The following is a 21,283-nucleotide window of genomic DNA, read 5'->3' as shown; positions in this document are numbered from 1 at the left end:
TGATCCGAGGTCCTGCAAGGGAATAGTCCCGCGCCGGCCCGGTCTTTCCCGAACCAGAGGAGCCAGTGGCCGTGAAGGCGCCGGTCTGCAGTTCATGATTGCGACGATCACCCCCTTCCCGCACAATCCCGAGACCGCCCCGCGCGACATGCCGGTGCCGCTTGACCTCGTCATCGCGCAACACGGCGCCTGGCGGGTGCTGCGCGCCGCGCTGGCGGCGCTGCTGCGCCGGGATCGACACCCTCCTCCGCTGCTGGACGACCGGATGCGGCGCGACATCGGGCTGGAGCCCCTGCCCAGGCGCAACCTCGACTGGCCGTTGATCCGGCGCTGATCCGGCGCCGGTCGCCTCCCCGTTCCCGCGCTTTCGGGGCCGAAACCCCTTGCGGGATGGGGCGCGGACGCGTATAGACGCCTCGTCAAGAAGGCGGCAAAGCCACGGGACCAGGGGCAGGGTCGGAACGAAAACGTCCGGCCCTTTGTCTTTTGTCCGGCCCGCCCCCGATCGGCACCCAATGATCAGACCGGCGGAGCCAACCGCCCGGCCAGACAGAACGCAAAAGGAAACTGAACCGCATGAGCGCCAAAGCGTCCATGGAGGAATTCGAAGCCCTCCTTCAAGAAAGCTTCGAGATCGACACGCCCGACGAAGGCAGTGTCGTCAAGGGCCGGGTCATCGCCATCGAGGCGGGCCAGGCCATCATCGACGTCGGCTACAAGATGGAAGGCCGCGTCGATCTCAAGGAATTCGCCAATCCCGGCGAGGCCCCCGAAATAGAAATCGGCGACGAAGTCGAGGTCTACCTGGACCGCGTCGAGAACGCCCGCGGCGAGGCCGTCATCAGCCGCGACAAGGCCCGCCGCGAAGAGGCCTGGGACCGCCTCGAGAAGGCCTATGCCGACGAGGCCCGCGTCGAGGGCGCGATCTTCGGCCGCGTCAAGGGTGGCTTCACCGTCGATCTGGGCGGTGCCGTGGCCTTCCTGCCCGGCAGCCAGGTCGATGTGCGCCCCGTGCGTGACGCGGGCCCGCTGATGGGCATGAAACAGCCCTTCCAGATCCTCAAGATGGACCGCCGCCGCGGCAACATCGTGGTCTCGCGCCGCGCCATCCTGGAAGAAAGCCGCGCCGAACAGCGCGCCGAGGTCATCGCCAACCTCACCGAAGGCCAGAACGTCGACGGTGTGGTCAAGAACATCACCGAATACGGCGCCTTCGTGGATCTGGGCGGCGTGGACGGCCTGCTGCACGTCACCGACATGGCCTGGCGCCGCGTCAACCACCCGTCGGAAATCCTGTCGATCGGCGAGACCGTCAAGGTTCAGGTCATCAAGATCAACAAGGAAACCCACCGCATCAGCCTGGGCATGAAGCAGCTGCAGGCCGATCCCTGGGATGCCGTCGAGGCCAACTATCCGCTGGGTTCGGTCCACAAGGGCCGCGTCACCAACATCACCGACTACGGCGCCTTCGTGGAGCTGGAGCCGGGGGTCGAGGGCCTGGTGCACGTCTCGGAAATGTCCTGGACCAAGAAGAACGTCCATCCCGGCAAGATCGTCTCGACCAGCCAGGAAGTCGACGTCATGGTTCTGGAAATCGACAGCGCCAAGCGCCGCGTCAGCCTGGGTCTCAAGCAGACCATGCGCAACCCGTGGGAGCAGTTCGCAGAAACCCATCCGGCCGGCACCCAGATCGAGGGCGAGGTCAAGAACATCACCGAATTCGGTCTGTTCGTGGGGCTCGAGAACGATATCGACGGCATGGTGCACCTTTCGGACCTGAGCTGGGACCAGCGCGGCGAAGAGGCGATCCAGAACTACCGCAAGGGCGACATCGTCCAGGCGGTCGTGACCGAGGTCGACACCGAGAAAGAGCGCATCTCGCTCTCGATCAAGGCGCTGGGCGAAGACACGTTCTCGGATGCCGTCGACGGCGTCAAGCGCGGCTCGGTCATCACCGTCACCGTGACGGCGATCGAGGACGGCGGGATCGAGGTGGAATACAACGGCATGAAGTCGTTCATCCGCCGTTCGGACCTGTCGCGCGACCGCGCCGAGCAGCGCCCCGAACGCTTCCAGGTTGGTGACCATGTCGATGTGCGCGTCACCAATGTGGACGCCAAGACCCGCCGCCTGGGCCTGTCGATCAAGGCGCGCGAGATCGCCGAAGAGAAGGAGGCCGTGGAACAGTACGGCTCGTCCGACTCGGGCGCCTCGTTGGGCGACATCCTGGGCGCCGCGCTGAAGGGCGACAAGGAGTAACCCTTCTTCGGACTTAGTCTCGAACGGCCCCGCCTTCGTGCGGGGCCGTTTGTCTTTGCGGACCCGCGGGACGGCCGAATCACGCCCCCATGCCGCAACGCAGCAAGGGCGCACGAGCCCGCGGATGGCATGTCGCGGCGGCGATGCTGGCGTGCGAAGGCGCCGCAAAACCGGGCACAGTCGCGTGATCGGGGCAGGTTGCGGTCCAGAAAGCCGCGCCATTCCAATGGCTTTCTGTTTGTGCCCGCGAAAATTGAGCCTATAGTCTGTGCCATATAAAGTAGTGGGAAACGCTGCCGTAGAGGCCCACAGGGGGACTGCTCGATGATCCGTTCGGAACTGGTTCAGAAGATCGCCGACGAGAACCAACATCTGTATCAACGCGATGTGGAGAAGATCGTGAACACGATCTTCGAGGAAATCATCTCGGCCCTGTCGCGTGGGGACCGCGTGGAATTGCGCGGTTTCGGCGCCTTCTCGGTCAAGCAGCGCGGCGCGCGGACCGGACGGAACCCACGCACCGGCGAGGCGGTTGATGTCTCGGAAAAGGCGGTGCCGTTCTTCAAGACCGGCAAGCTGCTGCGCGACCGGCTGAACGGAAAGTAACCGGAAGGAAACCATGCGCTATCTCCGCTATCTCGTGCTGGTCCTGATCGGGCTTGTGCTGCTGTTGGTCGCCTCCGCGAACCGGGGGACGGTGACGCTGACCCTGCTGCCGTCGGAATTCGTACCCTATGTGGGGCGCAACTGGGCCGTCGGGCTGCCGCTCTATCTGGTGATCTTCGTGGCAATGGCGACGGGGGTGCTGCTGGGCTTCCTGTGGGAATGGCTGCGCGAGCACAAGCACCGCAAGGTCGCCGCCCGTTCGTCGCGCGAGGCGCGCCAGCTCAACCGCGAGATCGCCAAGCTGAAGCCGACGCCGCAGGACGAGGTTCTTGCGCTGATCGAAAAAGACAAGCCCGCCGCCTGACGGCGCGGTCGGCCGTCGTCCGGGGCTTCTGCCCGCAAGATGCCCGGCACAGGAATAAGCGAATCTTCGGCTGGCGGAGTACACGCTCGACAGCAGGGGCTCTGCCGCCTCCACCCCGGGGAGATTTGCGCCAAAGTGAAAACAAATGAGCGATCATTTGCTCTTCATCTTGGCGAAAATACTCCCTCTGCGTTGCCACCCGAGGGGAGATGGCGACGGGGGCCGAAGTGCACTTTAACCTTCGGGAGCTGACCGCCCTGCCCCTCAGGCCGAGGCTTTCGCCGGGCGCGGCTGGGCCGCGATCTGGGCGGCGGCGGCGGCGATCGCGGGGTCGTCGCCCGGCGCGCTGGTGTCGAGGATCGCATTGGCCTCGGGGCCGTGGATCACCACCTCGGGGTCATGCACCGGGATGACATAGCCGCGGTAACCCGACTTCAGCGGACCGACCATCGCCGCGGATTCCTCGGGGGTGCGGACATGGACATCGGTACCCAGGGGCACCCGTTTGTACAAGTTGATGACATCCTGGTCGAATAGCCGGATGCAACCGGCCGAGGTCGCCCGCCCGATGGTCGAGGGGTTGTTGGTGCCGTGGATGCGGTAGTAGGTATCCTTGCCGTTGCGGTAAAGATATAGCGCCCGCGCCCCCAGCGGGTTCTGCGGCCCGCCCAGCACCCCTTGGGCATAGTCGGTATAGACCTCGGGTTCGGTGCGGATCATGTTCAGCGTCGGCGCCCAGCTCGGCCATTCCACCTTGCGCTCGATCACGCCGTTTCCGGAAAAGGTCGTGCCCTGCTTGCCCACAGCGCAGCCGTAGCGGATCGCCAGGCCCTGGCCGATCGGCAGATAGAGACGGCGCGCATAGGGATCGACGACGATCGAGCCCACCGGCTCGGACCCTTCGTAATAGATCAGCGCGCGCGGGTTCGACCCGGTCAGATACCCCGGTTCCACCGCCACGATCGTGTAGCCGTGATCCTGCATCTGCTGATAGCGTGCCAGCGTCGCGGCCGAGGGCGTCGGGTCCTGCAGCGCGACCGGATCCGCCGCCGCCTTGCTGACCGCCCCGGGGCGGGCGGCGCAGGCCCCAAGCGAACCGGTGACCGCCAGCGCGCCAAGCGCGCGCAGCGTATGACGGCGGGTGACGAGTGCAGTCCTTGATTTCAAGTTCATCCGGGGTCCTTTCTTCGTCTTTCTTCTGCGGGAGGCGCCGCCATCGGCTTCGGTCCCCAGCCCCTGGCCCCGGTCGTCGCGATCCCCTGCTTGGTGGAAGGGACCGGCCCATGCCGGCCCGTATGGCGCCCGCGGCCCGGGCGCGCCTAGGTCATCAGCGCTTGCACTTTTGCTTTCGATTCTTAAGACAGTCTTAAGCTTGACCGGCACATTCGGCGCCGGAGGTAACGCCCGTGCGAGACGGAGACGCAATGCGGATTCTTGTGGTCGAGGACGACGAGGTGTTGGCCGACGGCCTGCGCGTGGGGCTTCGACTGGCGGGGTTCACGCCCGATCATGTCAGTGGCGTCGAAGACGCGCGCGCGGCGCTGGAAACCGCGCCCTATGCGGCGATGGTGCTGGATCTGATGCTGCCCGACGGATCGGGGCTGACGCTGCTGCAGGATCTGCGCCGCAAGGGCGCACAGGTGCCGGTGCTGGTGCTGACCGCCCGCGACCAGACGCGCGAGCGGGTCGCCGGGCTGGACGCGGGCGCCGACGATTACATGGGCAAGCCCTTCGACCTGGATGAACTGGCCGCCCGGCTGCGGGTGCTGATCCGGCGCGGTCAGGGGCGCTCGGCGCAGTGGATCGAATATGGCGCGTTGCGGCTCGATCCCTCGGGGCGGCGGGCGCAGCTGGCCGAGGTGCCGCTGAGCCTGTCGCGGCGTGAATTCGCGCTGCTGCACGCCTTGGTCGAATGGCCCGGCCGCATCCTGTCGAAGCGCGACCTCGAAGACCGGCTTTACGGCTGGGACGACGAGATCGAAAGCAATGCCGTCGAGGTGCATGTTCATCATCTCCGTGCCAAGCTTGGCCGGTCCTTCATCGAAACCGTGCGCGGCATCGGCTACCGCGTGCCCGCGCCGGGGTCGCCCGCATCTCCATCCGCCTCCGCCTTTTCCTGATCCTGGTCACCGCGACCCTGCTGGTCTGGGTTTCGGCCATCGTGGTGATCGATCGCTCGACCCGCGCCCAGGTCGAACGGGTCCTGGATGCGCGGCTGGTCGAGGCCGCGCGGATGGTCTCTTCGCTGTTATCCGACCATCGCATCAAGCTGGACCCCCAGGGCCGGCCGGTCGCCGTTCCGATGCCGCCTTCGTCAGACTACAAGCGGGAATTGTCCTGCCAGATCTGGACATTGCAGGGCCTTCTCGTAGGCCAGTCCGGGGCCGCACCGGTCGAGGCGATGTCCAGCCCGGGACAGACCGGCTTTTCCGAGCGGATGATCGACGGCGAGAAATGGCGCGTCTACACGGCGGTGAACCAGCGGCTGGGACTACGCGTCAGCGTGGGCGATTCCATCGCCGTGCGCGAGGGGCTGGTGCAGGCGGTGATTCGCAGCGTGCTGATGCCCGCGGCCGTGGTGCTGCCGGTGCTGGCGCTGCTGATCTGGTTCGCCACCGCCCGGGGTCTTGCGCCGCTCGATCATCTCGCGGCGGGGCTCAGGGCACGCGGCGCGAGCGATCTGTCGCCCCTGCCCGACGGCCCTACCTCGCGAGAGATCCTGCCCGTGCGCCGCGCGCTCGATGCGCTGCTGGCCAGGGTGCGCGCCCATCGCGAGCATGAGCGCGACTTCATCGCCTTCGCCGCGCATGAGCTGAAAACCCCGCTTGCCGGGCTGAAGATGCAGGCGCAGATTGCCCTGCGAGCCGAGGACGAGGACACCCGCCGCCATGCGCTGGAGGTGATGGAACGCTCCGTCACCCGCACCGATCGCGCGGTGCGGCAATTGCTGGAACTGGCCCGCGTCGGCCAGACCGAGGCCGGCGGCACCCCCGCGCGCACCGGCAATGTCGCGCGGTCGGTGGTCACCGAACTGGCCTTCTTCGCCGAGGCGCGCCAGGTCACCCTGCGGCTGATTCCCGGCCCCGATGGCGAGGTCTCCGACGGGCTGGTGCTGGCGGTGGTGTTGCGCAATCTGGTCGAGAACGCACTTCAGGCAACGCCGCCGGGCGGCACGGTCGAGCTGCACACGACGCCGGATACCATCGATATCCGCGACGGGGGAACCGGCATTCCCGACAGCCTGCGCGCGCGGCTGTTCCAGAAGTTCGCCAAGGGCGCCAACCGCGACGACGGCACGGGGCTGGGCCTGGCGATCGTACGCCAGGCCCTCGATCAGATCGGCGCGGAGGTGGAATTCGTCATGGCCGAGGATGGCCACCACGCAAGGGTGCATCTGCACCCCCGCTCGGGCCAGGGCCTGCTGACGGGTGAGGCCTGAACACCGCCCCTGCCATCGCCGTCACTTACGTTCGGGCTCGGGCTCGACATCGCAGCGGCTGACCGCAAGATAGCCCACGCACAGCACGATCAGCGCCGCCAGCGTCAGGCTGACCGGCCCTGTCCCCCAGGCCAGGCCGCCGCGCGCGTGGTTCACGCCCATCCAGTCCGAGAACGAGGCCCCCAGCGGCCGGGTCACGATATAGGCGAACCAGAAGGCGGGCACTTCGGGCAGGCCAAGCCGCCAATAGGCCAGCGCGGGCAGCATGAAGATGCCGGTGAACATCACCCCCGAATCAAGATAGCCAAGGCCCAGGCTGGTCGCCGTCATGTCGCCCGCCGCGGTGCCCAGCGCGAAGGTGGCCAGCACCGTCGCCCAGTAGAACAGCTCTCGCCGGCGCGAATGGATCGAATGAATCGCCAACGTGCCCTCGACCCGGTGCCAAAGCCACAGGATCAATGCCAGCGAGATCGCGAAGGACGTGGTCGACACGACATAGGGAATGCCAAGCCCCACATGCAGCACATCGGCGGCCATGGTGCCGAAGATGCTGACCATCACCACCGCCAGCCAGTAGATCCAGGCGTTGTAGCGCGGCGCGGCCAGTTGCAGCGCCAGCGCGGCAATCAGCCCGAGAAAGCCGATGATGACGGCAATCGGCGGATAGATGTGATGGGCCAGGAAATCCGAGGTCGTCTCGCCCATCCCGGTGGTGAGGATCTTCACGACCCAGAAGATCAGCGCCACCTGGGGCACCTTCGAGGCCGGGCTGCGGTGCGGCGGGGCCGCGGATAGGGCGGCAAGCGCGGTATCGGTCATGGCGGGCTTTCGTCTGCTTCCTGTCCCCATGCGCGCCATGCCCCGCGGGTCGCGCGGGGCAGCGGGCGGCCCCCGGGGTGGGGTGCTGGGCGCGGGACCCTGCCTAACGGCTTTTCCGCGCTCGGGCGATGAAGAGGGCGTGAGCTGACGAAGTCGTCAAGGCGGCGTGTGTGCGGGTTTCTTGGGCGGCAGCCCGGCGCGGCGGCGCGGCCGTGCCGGGCCGCCGCGCGGTCCGCCTCAGCCCCGCGGCGAGGACTGCGCGGCTTCCTCACCGTCGTGGCTTAGGCTCATGTAGACCACCGTCGCCGCGATCGCGGTCAGGAACAGCGCGCTGGTGCCCACCGTGCCCAGGCCCAGCCCGCCGTCGGCCAACGGCTGCGACAGGTAATCGCCGAACGAGGCCCCCATCGGCCGGGTCAGGATATAGGCCAGCCAGAAGGCCAGGACCCCGTTCATCCACCCGGCATAGAAAGCCCCCGCGATCACCGCGATCACCGCACCATAGACGGCGCCCGCGGTCAGGTAGCCCAGCCCCAGCCCTTCCGAAAGCTGATCCCCCGCCGAGGTGCCCAACGCGAAGGTGAACAGGATCGCGAGCCAGTAGAAGGCCTCGCGCCGGAAGGTGAAGATGGCGTGGATCGACAGCGTCCGCTCTACCGCGTACCAGGCGATGAAGGTGGCCGCCAACGCGGCGGCGAAGACCGGGGTGGTGAAGGACAGCGGAAAGCCCAGGTTATCAACCAGATTGTCCGAAATCAGCGTGCCGACGATGCTGATCAACACCACGGCGGTCCAGTAGACCATCGGCACATAGGCTTTCTGGCGGAACTGCCAGATCAGCGACAGCACCAGGACGGCGCTCATCAGCAGCGAGGTCAGCGGCAGGCCCAGGCCCAGGGTCTGGCTCAGGAAATCCGCGGCGGTTTCGCCCACGGTCACGGCCAGAAGCTTGATCACCCAGAAATCCCAGGTGACCTGCGGCACGCGGTTGGGGATCCGGTCGGGGCGGGTCGTGGCGGTCATGTTGTCTTGCTCCATCTCTGCGCTCGGCTTCTGGCCGTGCCCGCGAAGATGCCCACGGGGATTGTCACGCCCCTTTCCGGCGCCATACCGATCGGTAAGCGACCGCACCCACCCCGGCCACGGCCCCGGCGCGTGCCACGGCTTTAGCGCAGGATCAGGACCGTCGCGACGCCGTCCGATTGCCAATGGCCGCGCAGGCTGCCGTCGGCTTTCGGCAGCGGCGCCGGTTCGGCGCTTTCGACCTGCCCCGCCGCGCGCAACGCCGCGACCAGCGCGTCGCGATCCCGGTCGGTGTGCGGATCCATCTGCTCGGATGCCTCCCAAATCTGGGCGTCGTCGAAACTTGCGGTGGCGACGAAGATCTGCCGCCCCTGGGCATCGCGCCACCGCGTGGGCCAGACCCGCAGCAGGTGGCGCAACCCGGCCCTGGCCTGCGGCCCCGCGGGCGGGACCTGCGCGACATAGGTCATGGCGCTGGGGATCGAGTTCCAGAAGGCGGGCATCGCGGGCGCGCGCGGATCGGGTTTGCCCGTCGCCTCGGCCATGGCGGCGCTCAGGATCGAGGACAGAGTCGCGGGTTCGGTGGGCGCATAGCGGGCCGCGGCCAGCGCCCGCTGCAGCGCGTCGCGGTCGCGGGCCACGAGGATCAGGTTGACCGGCGCGAGGGGCGAGCCGTCGATACTGTCGATCCGTCCAGGCGCGCCGGTGGCCGCGAAGAACCCCGGCAGATCACTGACGGTCGCGATCTTTTCCGGCGCCAGCGGCGGGGTCAGCGCCTTGTGGTAGCTGGCCGACACCCACAGGCTTCCCAGCAGTGCCAGCGCCCACATCCCCGGTGCAAGCCAGCGGCGCGGGGATTTCGCGGCGCGCTCCGCCCGGCCCGGCGGCGCGGCGCCGGCGGCCTCGGCCCGGGTCTGCAGCCATTCGGCGACCGAAATGCCGATCAGCAGCCACATCGCCCCCACCAGATAGCCGTTCAGCACGTCGCTGAGGTAATGCTCGATCAGATAAAGCCGGCTCAGCCCGATCAGAAAGGCCGCCAGCAGCGCCAGCAGGGCAGCCGTGATCGGCCCCAGCAGGCGCAGGCGCCAGGCGATATAGGCCAGCATCCCGTAAAGCGCGACCGAGATCGCTGCATGGCCGCTGGGAAAGCTGTTGGTACCTTCGACGAAATAGGCGAATTCGGGCCGCGTGCGGTGGAAGGCAAGCTTCAGCACCGCCACCGACACCACATTGCCCGCCACCGCCGCGGCCAGCCCCGCCGCCAGCGGCCCACGCCGCGCCAGCAGCAATGTCGCCAGCGCGGCGACCAGGACCAGGCTGACGCTTTGCCAGATGCCGAAGGCGGTGACGATCGCCGCCAGCCGGATCAGCAGCGGATTGCGGAAGACATGCATCAGGGCGGCGATGTTCTTGTCCGCCTGAACGATCGGCGCCGCCATCAGGAAATCCAGCACCGACCCCAGATAGATCAGCAAGACATAGCCGAAGGCCAGCGCGATCAACGTCGCCGGCAGGCCAAGAAACTGCCCTCGGTCCAGCCGACGCGCCAGGAAAGCGGCCAGCCGTGGGTGGCGCCCCCGCCAGGCCTGAACCGGCGCCAGCTGCGCCAGCGCCTCCAGATAGGCCGCGGCCACGGACAGAAGCGACGGCAGGTGGCGCTCGATCCGCACGACCATGTAGGCCAGCACGGCCAGGATCGCGGCGGCGGCGGCCGCGAACAGCGCAAGGCGCGTGGCGGCAGGGCCGATCCGGGCAAAGATGTCGCCGAAGAAATAGCCCAGGCTGAGGTGGATCGCCGCATAGGGCAGCGCCCCGATCACGTTCCAGATACGAAACCGGCGCGGCGCCATGCCGGCCACCGCCGCCGCCAGCGGCACAAAGCCCGCCACCGGCCCCAACAGCCGCCCCAGCACCAGCGCCAGTCCGCCCCGGCGCTCGAACAGGTCCTGGGCGCGGCGGAAGGCGCGCGATCGGCCCGGATCGAAATGCGTGAAGATCCTGCGGCTGCCCCAGCGCCCGGTCCAATAGCCCAGTTCTCCGCCCAGGATGGACCCGATCGCGACGAACCAGAACAGATCGAACACATTCAGGAACCCGCGCTGCGCCAGGATCCCCGCGGCATCGACCGCCAGCGTGCCGGGAACGACAACGCCGGTCAGGAAGAAGGCCTCCAGCATCGAACCCAGGCCGATGATCCAGTAGGACCACGCCCCCAGTGATTGCAGCGAGGGAAGCAGTTGATCAAGCGAATGGGGCATCGAGGGTCCGTGAACAAGGCAGGGGCGGCCATCGCCTGCGACTACAGATGATCCGTCGCACACCGCGGTTCAACCCCACACGCCCGGCGGGGCGCAGAGGACAGACGGATCTGGCGCGCACCCATCGCGCGCCGGCCCGGCCGCCCTTTCTTACGCATCCGTAAGACGCACCCGATGCGCCGGTAAGCCGCCTCGGCGATATCGGGGGCCGCGCGGGGCTTGACCCGCACCCTTCCCTGCGGGCAAGCAGATTGAGCAGGCCCAGGGCATATCGGGCCAGGAGCGAATGATGAAGATCTTGCTGGCCGAGGACGATCCCCAGACCGCCGCCTATATCCGCGACGGGCTGAACGCCGAGGGCCACAGCGTCGATCTGGTCGGTGATGGTCAGGACGCGCTGGTGCGCGCCACGATGCAACCCTATGACCTGCTGATCACCGATCGCATGATGCCCGGGCTCGACGGTCTGTCGCTGGTCAAGGCGCTTCGGGCCGCGCGCTTCCGGGCGCCGGTCTTGATGCTGACCGCGCTCGATGGCGTCAGCGACCGGGTCGATGGGCTTCAGGCGGGGGCGGACGACTACCTTGTAAAGCCTTTCGCCTTTGCCGAGCTGTCGGCCCGGGTGGCGGCGCTGGCTCGGCGGCCGCATGTCTCGGAAGCCCCCGATACGGCGCTGACGGTGGGCGATCTGCGCATGGATCTGCTGGCGCGCCGCGTCACCCGCGCCGACCAAGAGATCGAGCTGCAGCCGCGCGAATTCCGGCTGCTCGAACATCTGATGCGCCGCGCGGGCCGGGTCCAGACCCGCACCATGTTGCTCGAAGCGGTGTGGGATTTCCACTTCGACCCCCAGACCAGCGTGGTCGAGACCCATATCAGCCGCCTGCGCGCCAAGATCGACAAGCCCTTCGACAAGCCATTGCTGCATACGCTGCGCGGCAGCGGTTATGTCCTGAAGTCATGACCCTGCCACCCCGCCCCGCGCCGTTCGAGGCGATCCGCCGGTCCTCGGCACTACGCCTTGCGATGCGGCTGACGGTGGTTTTCACTTGCGCGATCCTGCTGGCGGGGGCGGTTTCCTTCGCGGTGCTGACCGAGGAGTTGCGCGGCCGCCTGGCGGATCAGGCGCGGCAGCTGGCCGAAGGGCTGGCGCAATCGCTGCGCCAGGACGGCCCAGACGCGCTCAGCCGGCGGATCGGCGGCTATACGGCGGCGGTCGACGACCACTACAGCCTTTATCTCTTCGTCGGGCCCGATGGCCAAGAGCGCGCCGGCAACATGTCGCCCCCCACCCCGTTCACCGGGCCGAAGATCCTGCGCGGCGGGCACGACATGAAGCTTCTGTCCGCCGAGCCCGACGAACGCGACCACAGCTTCGCCGCCTATGGCATCAAGGTCGGAAAATCCTGGATCGTGGCGGGGCGCGATACCGTCTGGATCGACGACAGCCGCGAGGTCCTGGTGCAGTCGATCGGCTGGGGGCTGGGCACGGCGCTGCTGCTGTCGATCGGGGTGGCCGCACTGCTGGCGCGGCGCAGCGAGGAACGCATCGGCCGCATCAACGCCGTGCTCGACGCCGCGGCCGAGGGTGACCTGAGCCGCCGGACGCTGGACGCCGGCGACGACGATATCGGCCGCATTGCCAGTTCGCTGAACGTCACGCTCGACAAGCTGGAATTGTCGATCGAGGGGCTGCGCCAGGTGTCGAACGATGTCGCCCATGATCTGCGCACCCCCCTGACGCGGCTGCGCAACCGGCTAGAGCCGCTGCTGCGCCGCGACGATCTGCCGTCGGGCGCCGCGCAAGAGATCGCCCGCGCGGTCAGCGAGACCGAAACCCTGGTGCGCGCCTTCAACGCCGTCCTGCGCATCGCCCAGCTCGAAGGCGGCAGCGCCCGGCCCGAAATACAGAAGCTGGACCTGGCGGCGCTGGCGGCGGACGTGTTCGAGATGCTCGAACCGGTGGCCGAGGAAGCCGGCCACCAGTTGGGGCTCGAAACCGATGGTCCCGCGCCGATCCTGGGCGATCGCGACATGCTGGCCCAGGCACTGACGAACCTGATCGAGAACGCCTTTCGCTATTGCTCGGCGCCCGCGCGCATCGTGGTGCGGATCGCGGACGCCGCGACCGGCGAGATCCTGCTGTCGGTCTGCGATGACGGCCCCGGCATCGCCGCCGCCGACCGCGCCCGCGCCTTGCAGCGCTTCGTGCGGCTGGACCGCGCGCGCGAGGGCGAGGGGAGCGGGCTGGGGCTAAGCCTGGTGGCGGCAGTGATGCGGCTGCACGGCGCGCGGCTTGATCTTACCGACAACCCCGGCGCCGGAAACGGGCGCCCGGGGCTGTGCGTCCGGGCCCGGTTTCCCGCGCCCGGTTCCGCGCGCCCGGGGGCCTGATCGGCGCTACATCTTGCTCGGCAGCCAGGTCACGATGCCCGGGAACATGACGATCAGCGCCAGCGCCAGCAGCATCAGCAGAAAGAACGGAAAGGCCGCGCGTGCCACCGTCAGGATGTTGCGCCCGGTCAGCGATTGCAGCACAAACAGGTTGAAGCCGACCGGCGGCGTGATCTGGCTCATCTCGACCACGATCACAACGAAGATGCCGAACCACATCGTGTCGATCCCGGCCTTTTCCACCATCGGCATGATCACCGAAGTCGTCAGCACCACCACCGAGATCCCATCCAGGAAACAGCCCATGATCACGAAGAACACCGTCAGCGCCGCCAATAGCGCATAGGGCGACAGGTTCATCCCGCCGATCCATTCCGCCAGCATCGCCGGGATCCCGGTAAAGCCCATCGCCACGGTCAGAAAAGCCGCCCCCGCCAGGATGAAAGCAATCATGCAGGAGGTCATGGTGGCGCTCATCAGCCCTTCGGTGAAGGTCTGGCGGGTCAAAGAGCCCGACCCCCACGACAACAGCAGCGCCAGCGCCACGCCGACCGCCGCCGCATCCGTCGGTGAGGCGATGCCCGCATAGATCGACCCGATCACCCCCGCGATCAGCCCCACGATCGGGATCAACCGGCGCGAGCGGCGCAGTTTCTCGCCCAGCGGCAGGCGTTCGTCGGCCTGGGGCAGCTTGTCGCCGTTCATCAGGCCCCAGATCGCGACATAGCCCACGAACAGCGCGATCAGCAGGATGCCGGGCAGCACGCCGGCGATGAACAGCCGGGCGATGCTTTGCTCGGTCGCCGCTCCATAGACGATCAGGATGATCGAGGGCGGGATCAGAAGGCCCAGCGTGGCCGATCCCGCCAGCGTGCCGATCATCATCCGCTCGGGGTAGCCGCGGCGCTTGAGTTCCGGGATCGACAGCTTGCCGATCGTGGCGGCGGTGGCGGCGGAAGAACCCGACACCGCCGCGAAGATGCCCGATCCGAAGATGTTGACATGCAATAGGCGGCCGGGAAGGCGCTCCATCCAGGGGGCGAGGCCGGTGAACATGTCCTCGGACAGGCGCGACCGGAACAGGATCTCTCCCATCCAGATGAACAGCGGCAGCGCCGCCAGGGCCCAGGAATTGCTATTGCCCCAGATCGTGGTGGCCAGCACCGTGCCCAGCGGCGCCGAGGTGCCCAGCATCATCGCCGCCACCCCAAGGCCCATCAACGAGAACGCGACCCACAGCCCCAGGCCAAGCATCAGGAACAGCAGGGCCAGCAAGATGCCGGACAGAAGGAAGATCGACATCATGCACCCCTATTCGCTTAGCAGGCTTTCGTCCTTGCCCTCGAAACTTGGCGCGCGGCCAAGCAGGACCTGGACGAGATCGTCGACAAGGGCGACGGTCAGGATCGTCAGCCCCAGCGCCAGCGGTGTTTGCGGGATCCAGATCGGCACCGCCAGCATCCCCGACGACATGTCGCCATAGCTGAAGGAATCGTGCACATACAGCACCATGTGCCAGGCCGCGAAGCCGGTCATCGCGGCCGCCGTGGCCAGCGCCAGCGCCTCTATGCCGCGGCGCAGCGGAGGCGGCAGGAACTGGATCGCCAGCGTCACCCGGATATGCCCGCCCCCGCGCAGCGTGTAGGCAAGCGCCAGAAAGGTCGAGGCCGCCAGGAAGTAGCCGGTCAGTTCCGCATAGGAAGGGATCGTCAGCCCCAGCGCGCCAGTGCCAGTGGCGATCAGGATCTTGTCGGTCAGGTTCAACCCGACCTGGACAACCACCACAACGACGATGGCAACGATGAAAAAGGCGGCCAGACCGCCGCTTAGCCGATAAAGCGCATCCAGGCCTTTGCGCATCGTTCTCTCCCCAGGACGAAGGGCGAAGGGGCGGCCCCGTTGTGGGACCGCCCAAGCCGGATCACTGATTGTAGGCTTTCAGAAGCTCGGCGCCCGAGGCCCCGGCCTTCTTCTTCCAGTTCGCCAGCATCTCGGCGCCGATCTTCTTCAGGCCGGCTTCCAGCTCGGGGCTGGGCTTTTCGACATGCATGCCGTGCTCTTTCAACGCCTTGGTCTGGGTCACGGTCTCTTGCTCGCTCATCTTCCAGCCACGGGCCTGCGCTTCGGCCGCGGCCTTCAGAACGGCGGCCTGCTCGGCCTTGGGCAGGTGGTCGAAGGCGCGCTTGTTGGCGACGACGATGTTCTTGGGCAGCCAGGCACGGATGTCGGTGTAGTAGCTGACGTAATCCCAGGCCTTGGTGTTCACGCCGGTCGAGGGCGAGGTGATCATCGCCTCGACCCGGCCGGTGGTGAAGGCCTGCGGGATATCGGGCACCTCGACCTGGGTCGGCGACGCGCCGGCCAGCCGCGCGAAGGTGTCGAGCGTCGCGTTATAGGAGCGGAACTTGAGCCCCGCGAGATCCTTCACGGATTTGATCGGCTTCTTGGTATAAAGCCCCTGCGGCGGCCACGGCACCGAATACAGCACCATCATCCCCTGCTTTTCCAGCAGTTTCTCGACCACCGGCTTCTGCGCCTTCCACAGTTTCGCCGCATCGGCGTAGGAGGTCGCCAGGAAGGGCATCGAATCCGCGCCGAAGACGGGGTTGTCGTTGTTCAGGATCGACAGCAGGAATTCGCCGACCTGCACCTGCCCCGAACGCACCGCGCGCGGGATCTCGGGATGCTTGAACAGCGACCCCGCCGAATGGATCTTGATTTCCAGCTTGCCGCCGGTCGCCTTGGCCACATCCGCCGCAAAGGCGCGGTCGTTCACCGTATGGAAGTTGGCGTCCGGATAGGGCGTCGGCATCTCCCAGCTCTGCGCCTGGGCCTGAACGGCAAGCGCCATCGTCACGGCGCAGGCGCCGCCGAGGTTCTTCAAGAAACCCATGATCATTCTCCCTGTGATGAAGCTTTATTGAGGCACGGTTGCATTACGCTGATGAACTGTCAACGTTTTGATGCGTTCTCGGTCTCCCCGCCCTGCCCGTTTGCGCGGGCCGCCCGGGCTATAGCGACGCGGCCGAACGCGAGGCCTGATCGTAAAGTCCCGACATGCGCCGAAGAACCCGCGCGACCTGGCTGATTTCGTCATAGTCGCGCTCGGACGCGCCGGCGGTATCAAGCAGGCAGGACCGGCGCACATCGCGATAGGCCTGGCAGACCTCCTGACCCTGCGGGGTGGTGCTGTAGAACATCTCCTTGCCCAGCTTGCGCCCGTCGATCAGCCCCGCCTTGATCAGCTTCTTGAGCGCATAATTGACGGTATGCGTATCCTCGATATTCAGCATGAAGGCGATGTCGGCCAGCCGCTTTTCCTTGCCGCGGTGGTTGACGTTGTGCAGCACCAGCACGTCGAGCGGGTTGAAATCATTGTGCCCGACCGCCTTCATGCAATGCATCATCCAGCGCGAGAAGGCGTTGTAGGTCATCGTCATGGCGTATTCGAGTTCGCTCAGCTGCCAGCCGCTGTCCCCGTCGGCAAGATGCGCAGAGGAGACGATCGGTGTCGCCTGCGGCTGTTTCGACATGTTCGCCATGTATCCCTCCCGTAAGAAATGATGTGTGTCCAATATCATCGACGAAACTTGCGGAATTCCACGATGTTTCGTCAACGATAGCAGGATCATATCGAGCTGGACAACCTTTCCCCCGTCCGTCGCACGTGCTTTTTGTCCGGGCCTACATTCGGATCATGCCAACATAACATCGATGATTTGCAATCGTTTTTCCGCGATCGGGTGAATCGACGGGGCCGGCGGGACCGGATGATCCCGCCGCCGCGGGCAAAGTCCGCGCAGGTTCGCGACGGGTCCGACGCACCCGTGATGATGGGCGATTAATCATTTGTCAGCCCCCAGTGTCGGCGGCATGATGGCGATCACATTCCCAGCCCCGGACGCCAAGGACCGAGCGTGCAGAACATCAAGACGACGGAAGAGGTGGCACGGGGCATTCGCCGGCGCGTCTTCGAGCACACGATGCGTAACAACGGCGGCTATCTCAGCCAGGCGTGCTCGGCCGCCGAGCAATTGGCCTTTCTGTACAACGAGGCGCTGACCCTGGGCGCGCCGACCCGGCCGATGATCCCCGAACCGTTTCAGGGCGTGCCCGCGGCGGACAATCCCGGCTATGTCACCGGCGCGGGCTACAACGGCCCCGCCGCGCCGCATCTCGACCGGCTGTTCATCGCCCCCGCGCATTACGCGCTGGTCGCCTATGCCACGCTCATCGAGACCGGCAGGATGGCCCCCGAAGGGCTGGAGATGTTCAACAAGGACGGCTCCTCGGTCGAGATGATCGGCGCCGAACACAGCCCGGGGATGGAGGTCCACAACGGCACGCTCGGCATCGGGCTATCCACCGCCGCGGGCCTCGCCTGGGGCCGCAAGCGCCGCGGCGACAGTGGCGAGGTCTGCGTCTTCATGTCGGATGGCGAGGTCCAGGAAGGCCAGACATGGGAGGCCGTCCAGGCCGCCGCCTTTCACGGCATCGACAATCTGTGGGCGATCATGGACGTGAACGCCCAGCAATGCGACGGCGCGATGGACAGCGTGATGGAAGTGGGCGACATCGCCGCCAAGCTGCGCGATTTCGGCGCCGTCGTCTGCGAGATCGACGGCCATGACCTCGACGCCATGCGCCAGGCCCGGGCGGAACCGCACCCCGGGCGGCCGCTGATCATCCTCGCCCATACCTCGCCCACCCAGGGCATGAGCTTCCTGCGCCGCCGCTTCCCGCGCCTTCACTACGTCCGCTTCAAATCCGACGACGAGCGCGCCGAGATGAACCGCGAGATCGCCGCCGAACTGGGGATCGACCCAATCGCCTGCAGCCATTGAGGAAGACGACGACAATGGTCGAAATGGTCAACCGCCCCTACGCCCGCGCCTTCGAGGCTTACGCGCCGCAACACCCCGAGGTGCTGTGCCTGTCCGCCGATCTGACCTCCAGCTGCGAAATCGACGGCTTCCGTGACCGCCACCCCGATCAGTTCCTGTCGATGGGGATGGCCGAACAGAACATGTTGTCCTTCGCCGGCGGGCTGGGGCTGGCGGGCTTCCGGCCCTTCGTACACACGTTCGGCGTGTTCCTCTACCGCCGTCCCTATGACCAGTTGGTCGCCTCGGTCGCCTATCCGCGCCGCAGGGTGCGGCTGATGGGGTTCCTACCGGGGATCACCACGCCTGGGGGCATGACCCATCAGGCGATCGAGGATATCTCGGTCATGCGCACGATCCCCAACATGACGGTGCTGGAAACCGGCGATGCGACCGAGGTCGAGAATATCGTCGCGGCCGCCGACAGCATCGACGGCCCGGTCTATTGCCGGGTGCTGCGGGGCGCGGTGCCGCGGCTGTTCGATACGCCGCTGCAGGTTGGGCAGATGCGCGTGCTCTCGGCGGGCAGCGACGTGCTGGTGGTCACCGCAGGCATCACCACGGAAGAGGCGATCCGGGCGCGCGGCGCGCTCGGGGCGGCGGGGGTGTCGGTGCGGCATCTGCATCTGAACACCCTCAAGCCGTTCGACGCGGCGCAGATCCTCGATCACGCGGCCTCGGTCCGGCACGGGGTGGTGACGCTGGAAAACCACCTGGTCGCGGGGGGCATCGGCTCGATGGTGGCCGAGGCGATGGCCGAGGCGGGCCTGGCGCGGCGGCTGATCCGCCTGGGGCTGCAAGATACCTATGCGCATGGCGGCTCGCGCCCCTATCTGATGCGCCATTACGGGTTGGACGCGCAGGCGCTGGTGCACGCGATCGAGCGGCTGACCGGCCAGCAGACCGGCATCGACGAGGCCGCGCTGGACGAGGTCCGCATCGACGCCGTCCATTCCCTGGCCAAGGCCGAGGCCCTGTGATGCGCTTCACCGTCACCTACCGGATCTTTGCCGACAGCCAGGCCGAGGCCCAGGCCCGCGCCCAAGAGATCGCCCTGGAACAGACGGTCGAGATCCCCCGCGATCTGGTCCCCGCAGGCTATGTCACCGAAGAGATCCTGGGCCGGGTCGAAGAGATCGGCCCCGAGGCCGAGGGCCGTTTCCGCGCCTCGATCAGCTATTCGCCCGACAGCGCGGGGGCGGAACTGGCGCAATTCCTCAACGTGGTCTTCGGCAATTCCTCGATCCAGCGCGGGCTGCGGGTGATCGGCATCGACCCGGGCGAAGAGATGATCCGCCGCCACCCCGGGCCGCGCTTCGGGATCGAGGGCATCCGGGCATTGTGCGGGCGCCCGCGCGGCGGTTTGATCGCGCCGGTTCTCAAACCCCAGGGGCTGGACGCCGACGCCCTGGCGGAACTTGGCTATCTTTGCGCCCGGGCGGGGGCCGACGTGATCAAGGAAGATCACGGGATCATGGATCAGCCGATGGCGCCGTTCCGCGAACGGGTCGAGAAGACCGCCATGGCCATCGCCCGCGCCAACGCCGAGACCGGCGGCAAGGCGCTGTATTTCGCCTCGCTCGCCGGCGCCCCGGATGAGGCCGAGGCGAATATCCGCTTCGCCAAGCAGGCGGGGGTGGATGGCCTTCTGGTCATGCCCGGGCTCGTGGGTTTCGGCCTCGTCGCCCGGATCGCGCGCGATCCCTGGCTGAACCTGCCGGTGATGACACATCCCGCCTTCCTGGGGCCCCATGTGCTGTCGCCCGATACCGGATTCGATCATGGGGTGATGTTCGGCACGCTGCAACGCGTCGCGGGGGCGGATATCTCGGTGTTTCCCAATGTCGGCGGCCGTTTCGGCTTCAGCGCCGGGGAATGTGGCCAGATCGCAGCGGCCTGCCGCGATCCGCGCGGCCCGGGCCTGACCATGCTGCCCAGCCCCGGCGGCGGCATGAGCGTCGCGCGCGCCGCCGACATGGCCGCGATGTACGGCGCCGATACGGTCTATCTGCTGGGGGGCGCTCTGCTGCGGCTGGGCACCCGGATCGGCGAAGGCATCGCTGCGATGCGCGCAGAACTGGACCGGGCCGACCAGGCGCGAAGCTGAGCGGCGCCAACCGCCCCGGCGGCACCGGGCCGCGACCCGGACGCCGTATTGCGGAAGGGCTGCCCGGGCCACCGCGGTGCCGAAGGGAACACCCGGATATTCGCCCCCGACATCGGGTCCCGGGACCGCAGCCCGAAAGGTTCGCGCGGGAATGCCGGCCGGTGCGTCGTCTTCGGGCCGCGGCTATGCATTGCCCGCCGCTTGCGGCTTGCCTATCGTGCGCCGATGCGCCCCGATCGTCCGCTTCTCGGTATATCTCTGATGCTCGCCTTCTGCGCCACCGCGACGCTTGCGGACGCGCTGGCGAAGGTGCTGGGCGGGCAGGTTGCGCTGTTTCACCTGATCACCCTGCGCTTTGCCTTCCAGGCCGTGATCTTGCTGCCGATCCTGTGGGCGGGGGGTGGCAGCCTGCGGATGCGACCGCGCGTCGTGGTGCTGAACGCCCTGCGCACGGTGCTGCAGGTCGGCGGGATCGGGGCGATGTACACCGCGCTGCGCTTCCTGCCGCTCGCCAATGCCATCGCCATCGCCTATGTCGAACCCTTCCTGATGCTGCTGCTGAGCCATTTCTTCCTGCGCGAAGAGGTCGGCCCCCGCCGCCTGCTGGCCTGCGTCGCGGGCTTTGCCGGCACGCTTCTGGTGATCAAGCCCAGCTTCGCCGAGGCCGGTCCGGCGGCTCTGCTGCCGCTGGCCGTCGCGGTGATCTTCGCGCTCTACATGATGCTGACCCGCCAGATCAGCCGCGAGGCCGATGCGCTTCGCCTGCAGGCGGCATCCGGGGTGATGGCCTCGCTCGTGCTGATTCCGCTGGCGCTGGTGGCGCCCTTCGGACTGCCCGCGCCGGGTGTGATGCTGGCGGCGCCGCAGCCCTGGGCGCTGCTGGTGGCGCTGGGCGTCACCGGCACCTTCGCCCATCTGTTCATGACCTGGTCGCTGCGCCACGCGCCCGCCGCCACCGTCGCCCCCGTCCAATACATGGAAATCCCCTTTGCCACGCTTACCGGCTATCTGGTCTTCGCCGATTTTCCCGACCGGCTGGCGCTGGTGGGGATCGCGCTGACCGTGGCCTCGGGCCTTTACATCGTGTGGCGCGAGCGCATGGCGCTGGCCCAGCCGGCCTGACTGCGA

20 protein-coding genes are annotated in these 21,283 nt (G+C 67.3%); 12 read left to right on the top strand and 8 right to left on the bottom strand.

The window, feature by feature from the left end; all coding sequences use genetic code 11:
* Nucleotides 1-94 precede the first annotated feature (94 nt).
* From BLV97_RS04135 to BLV97_RS04120, 4 genes are all read left to right on the top strand, one after another.
* Nucleotides 95-334 carry a hypothetical protein gene (locus BLV97_RS04135; RefSeq protein WP_035842274.1) on the top strand — a complete coding sequence of 80 codons (240 nt, stop codon included), beginning with the start codon at nt 95-97 and terminating at the stop codon, nt 332-334.
* Nucleotides 335-576: 242 nt separating this feature from the next.
* On the top strand, nt 577-2,259 hold the full coding sequence (gene rpsA / locus BLV97_RS04130) for a 30S ribosomal protein S1 (protein WP_035842272.1): 1,683 nt from the start codon (nt 577-579) through the stop codon (nt 2,257-2,259).
* 324 nt (nt 2,260-2,583) lie between these two features.
* Nucleotides 2,584-2,865, top strand: a complete 282-nt coding sequence (gene ihfB, locus BLV97_RS04125) for an integration host factor subunit beta (RefSeq protein WP_035842269.1) — start codon at nt 2,584-2,586, stop codon at nt 2,863-2,865.
* A 13-nt stretch (nt 2,866-2,878) separates the two neighbouring features.
* Nucleotides 2,879-3,229 carry a LapA family protein gene (locus BLV97_RS04120; protein WP_035842266.1) on the top strand — a complete coding sequence of 117 codons (351 nt, stop codon included), beginning with the start codon at nt 2,879-2,881 and terminating at the stop codon, nt 3,227-3,229.
* A gap of 264 nt (nt 3,230-3,493) precedes the next feature.
* Here BLV97_RS04120 and BLV97_RS04115 read toward each other — a convergent pair whose 3' ends face one another.
* Entirely contained in the window at nt 3,494-4,402 is a 909-nt protein-coding gene (locus BLV97_RS04115; RefSeq protein ID WP_051646052.1) for a L,D-transpeptidase, read from the bottom strand.
* A 251-nt stretch (nt 4,403-4,653) separates the two neighbouring features.
* Between BLV97_RS04115 and BLV97_RS04110 the strand changes: the two genes are divergently transcribed.
* Nucleotides 4,654-5,349: a response regulator gene (locus tag BLV97_RS04110; RefSeq protein ID WP_035842265.1), complete on the top strand. Its 696-nt coding sequence runs from the start codon at nt 4,654-4,656 to the stop codon at nt 5,347-5,349.
* Nucleotides 5,322-6,668 carry an ATP-binding protein gene (locus BLV97_RS04105; RefSeq protein WP_081825059.1) on the top strand — a complete coding sequence of 449 codons (1,347 nt, stop codon included), beginning with the start codon at nt 5,322-5,324 and terminating at the stop codon, nt 6,666-6,668. Before BLV97_RS04110 ends, BLV97_RS04105 begins: the two co-directional genes overlap by 28 nt.
* A 21-nt stretch (nt 6,669-6,689) precedes the next feature.
* Here BLV97_RS04105 and BLV97_RS04100 read toward each other — a convergent pair whose 3' ends face one another.
* From BLV97_RS04100 to BLV97_RS04090, 3 genes are all read right to left on the bottom strand, one after another.
* Nucleotides 6,690-7,487: a COG4705 family protein gene (locus BLV97_RS04100; protein WP_051646050.1), complete on the bottom strand. Its 798-nt coding sequence runs from the start codon at nt 7,485-7,487 to the stop codon at nt 6,690-6,692.
* Between the two features lie 237 nt (nt 7,488-7,724).
* The gene (locus BLV97_RS04095) at nt 7,725-8,510 is read right to left on the bottom strand and encodes a COG4705 family protein (RefSeq protein ID WP_035842390.1); all 786 of its coding nucleotides are present in this window, start codon (nt 8,508-8,510) and stop codon (nt 7,725-7,727) included.
* Nucleotides 8,511-8,653: 143 nt separating this feature from the next.
* Entirely contained in the window at nt 8,654-10,771 is a 2,118-nt protein-coding gene (locus tag BLV97_RS04090; protein ID WP_035842262.1) for a bifunctional DedA family/phosphatase PAP2 family protein, read from the bottom strand.
* 289 nt (nt 10,772-11,060) lie between these two features.
* Between BLV97_RS04090 and BLV97_RS04085 the strand changes: the two genes are divergently transcribed.
* Entirely contained in the window at nt 11,061-11,735 is a 675-nt protein-coding gene (locus BLV97_RS04085) for a response regulator (RefSeq protein ID WP_035842259.1), read from the top strand.
* Nucleotides 11,732-13,165 carry a sensor histidine kinase gene (locus BLV97_RS04080; RefSeq protein WP_081825055.1) on the top strand — a complete coding sequence of 478 codons (1,434 nt, stop codon included), beginning with the start codon at nt 11,732-11,734 and terminating at the stop codon, nt 13,163-13,165. The genes BLV97_RS04085 and BLV97_RS04080 overlap by 4 nt, the downstream gene beginning before the upstream one ends.
* 6 nt (nt 13,166-13,171) lie before the next feature.
* Here the strand turns inward: BLV97_RS04080 and BLV97_RS04075 are convergent, their stop codons facing one another.
* From BLV97_RS04075 to BLV97_RS04060, 4 genes are all read right to left on the bottom strand, one after another.
* Entirely contained in the window at nt 13,172-14,467 is a 1,296-nt protein-coding gene (locus BLV97_RS04075; protein WP_035842376.1) for a TRAP transporter large permease, read from the bottom strand.
* A 9-nt stretch (nt 14,468-14,476) separates the two neighbouring features.
* Nucleotides 14,477-15,025 carry a TRAP transporter small permease gene (locus BLV97_RS04070; RefSeq protein ID WP_035842257.1) on the bottom strand — a complete coding sequence of 183 codons (549 nt, stop codon included), beginning with the start codon at nt 15,023-15,025 and terminating at the stop codon, nt 14,477-14,479.
* Nucleotides 15,026-15,086: 61 nt separating this feature from the next.
* Complete coding sequence (locus BLV97_RS04065) at nt 15,087-16,058, bottom strand: TRAP transporter substrate-binding protein (protein WP_035842373.1); 972 nt, start codon at nt 16,056-16,058, stop codon at nt 15,087-15,089.
* Nucleotides 16,059-16,176: 118 nt separating this feature from the next.
* A complete protein-coding gene (locus BLV97_RS04060) occupies nt 16,177-16,698 on the bottom strand; it encodes a winged helix DNA-binding protein (protein ID WP_092163965.1) in 522 nt (173 codons plus the stop codon).
* A gap of 384 nt (nt 16,699-17,082) precedes the next feature.
* Between BLV97_RS04060 and BLV97_RS04055 the strand changes: the two genes are divergently transcribed.
* From BLV97_RS04055 to BLV97_RS04040, 4 genes are all read left to right on the top strand, one after another.
* The gene (locus tag BLV97_RS04055; protein WP_035842252.1) at nt 17,083-18,009 is read left to right on the top strand and encodes a transketolase; all 927 of its coding nucleotides are present in this window, start codon (nt 17,083-17,085) and stop codon (nt 18,007-18,009) included.
* A 14-nt stretch (nt 18,010-18,023) separates the two neighbouring features.
* Nucleotides 18,024-19,028 carry a transketolase family protein gene (locus tag BLV97_RS04050; protein WP_035842246.1) on the top strand — a complete coding sequence of 335 codons (1,005 nt, stop codon included), beginning with the start codon at nt 18,024-18,026 and terminating at the stop codon, nt 19,026-19,028.
* Nucleotides 19,028-20,155, top strand: coding sequence for a RuBisCO large subunit C-terminal-like domain-containing protein (locus BLV97_RS04045; RefSeq protein WP_035842243.1), 1,128 nt, complete (start codon nt 19,028-19,030; stop codon nt 20,153-20,155). The genes BLV97_RS04050 and BLV97_RS04045 overlap by 1 nt, the downstream gene beginning before the upstream one ends.
* Nucleotides 20,156-20,416: 261 nt before the next feature.
* On the top strand, nt 20,417-21,277 hold the full coding sequence (locus tag BLV97_RS04040; protein WP_244520961.1) for a DMT family transporter: 861 nt from the start codon (nt 20,417-20,419) through the stop codon (nt 21,275-21,277).
* Nucleotides 21,278-21,283: the final 6 nt, after the last annotated feature.

This window comes from Allgaiera indica (genome assembly GCF_900106675.1).
GTDB lineage: Bacteria > Pseudomonadota > Alphaproteobacteria > Rhodobacterales > Rhodobacteraceae > Acidimangrovimonas > Acidimangrovimonas indica.
This window is presented reverse-complemented; position numbering and strand designations above follow the sequence as displayed.

Coding starts and splice junctions, on each gene's coding strand:
- BLV97_RS04040 (WP_244520961.1), top strand. CDS start 20,417: ATGCTCGCCTTCTGCGCCACCGCGACGCTTGCGGACGCGCTGGCGAAG.
- BLV97_RS04110 (WP_035842265.1), top strand. CDS start 4,654: ATGCGGATTCTTGTGGTCGAGGACGACGAGGTGTTGGCCGACGGCCTG.
- BLV97_RS04060 (WP_092163965.1), bottom strand. CDS start 16,698: ATGTCGAAACAGCCGCAGGCGACACCGATCGTCTCCTCTGCGCATCTT.
- BLV97_RS04045 (WP_035842243.1), top strand. CDS start 19,028: ATGCGCTTCACCGTCACCTACCGGATCTTTGCCGACAGCCAGGCCGAG.
- BLV97_RS04115 (WP_051646052.1), bottom strand. CDS start 4,402: ATGAACTTGAAATCAAGGACTGCACTCGTCACCCGCCGTCATACGCTG.
- BLV97_RS04050 (WP_035842246.1), top strand. CDS start 18,024: ATGGTCGAAATGGTCAACCGCCCCTACGCCCGCGCCTTCGAGGCTTAC.
- BLV97_RS04120 (WP_035842266.1), top strand. CDS start 2,879: ATGCGCTATCTCCGCTATCTCGTGCTGGTCCTGATCGGGCTTGTGCTG.
- BLV97_RS04090 (WP_035842262.1), bottom strand. CDS start 10,771: ATGCCCCATTCGCTTGATCAACTGCTTCCCTCGCTGCAATCACTGGGG.
- BLV97_RS04085 (WP_035842259.1), top strand. CDS start 11,061: ATGAAGATCTTGCTGGCCGAGGACGATCCCCAGACCGCCGCCTATATC.
- rpsA (WP_035842272.1), top strand. CDS start 577: ATGAGCGCCAAAGCGTCCATGGAGGAATTCGAAGCCCTCCTTCAAGAA.
- BLV97_RS04095 (WP_035842390.1), bottom strand. CDS start 8,510: ATGACCGCCACGACCCGCCCCGACCGGATCCCCAACCGCGTGCCGCAG.
- ihfB (WP_035842269.1), top strand. CDS start 2,584: ATGATCCGTTCGGAACTGGTTCAGAAGATCGCCGACGAGAACCAACAT.
- BLV97_RS04075 (WP_035842376.1), bottom strand. CDS start 14,467: ATGTCGATCTTCCTTCTGTCCGGCATCTTGCTGGCCCTGCTGTTCCTG.
- BLV97_RS04065 (WP_035842373.1), bottom strand. CDS start 16,058: ATGGGTTTCTTGAAGAACCTCGGCGGCGCCTGCGCCGTGACGATGGCG.
- BLV97_RS04080 (WP_081825055.1), top strand. CDS start 11,732: ATGACCCTGCCACCCCGCCCCGCGCCGTTCGAGGCGATCCGCCGGTCC.
- BLV97_RS04100 (WP_051646050.1), bottom strand. CDS start 7,487: ATGACCGATACCGCGCTTGCCGCCCTATCCGCGGCCCCGCCGCACCGC.
- BLV97_RS04070 (WP_035842257.1), bottom strand. CDS start 15,025: ATGCGCAAAGGCCTGGATGCGCTTTATCGGCTAAGCGGCGGTCTGGCC.
- BLV97_RS04135 (WP_035842274.1), top strand. CDS start 95: ATGATTGCGACGATCACCCCCTTCCCGCACAATCCCGAGACCGCCCCG.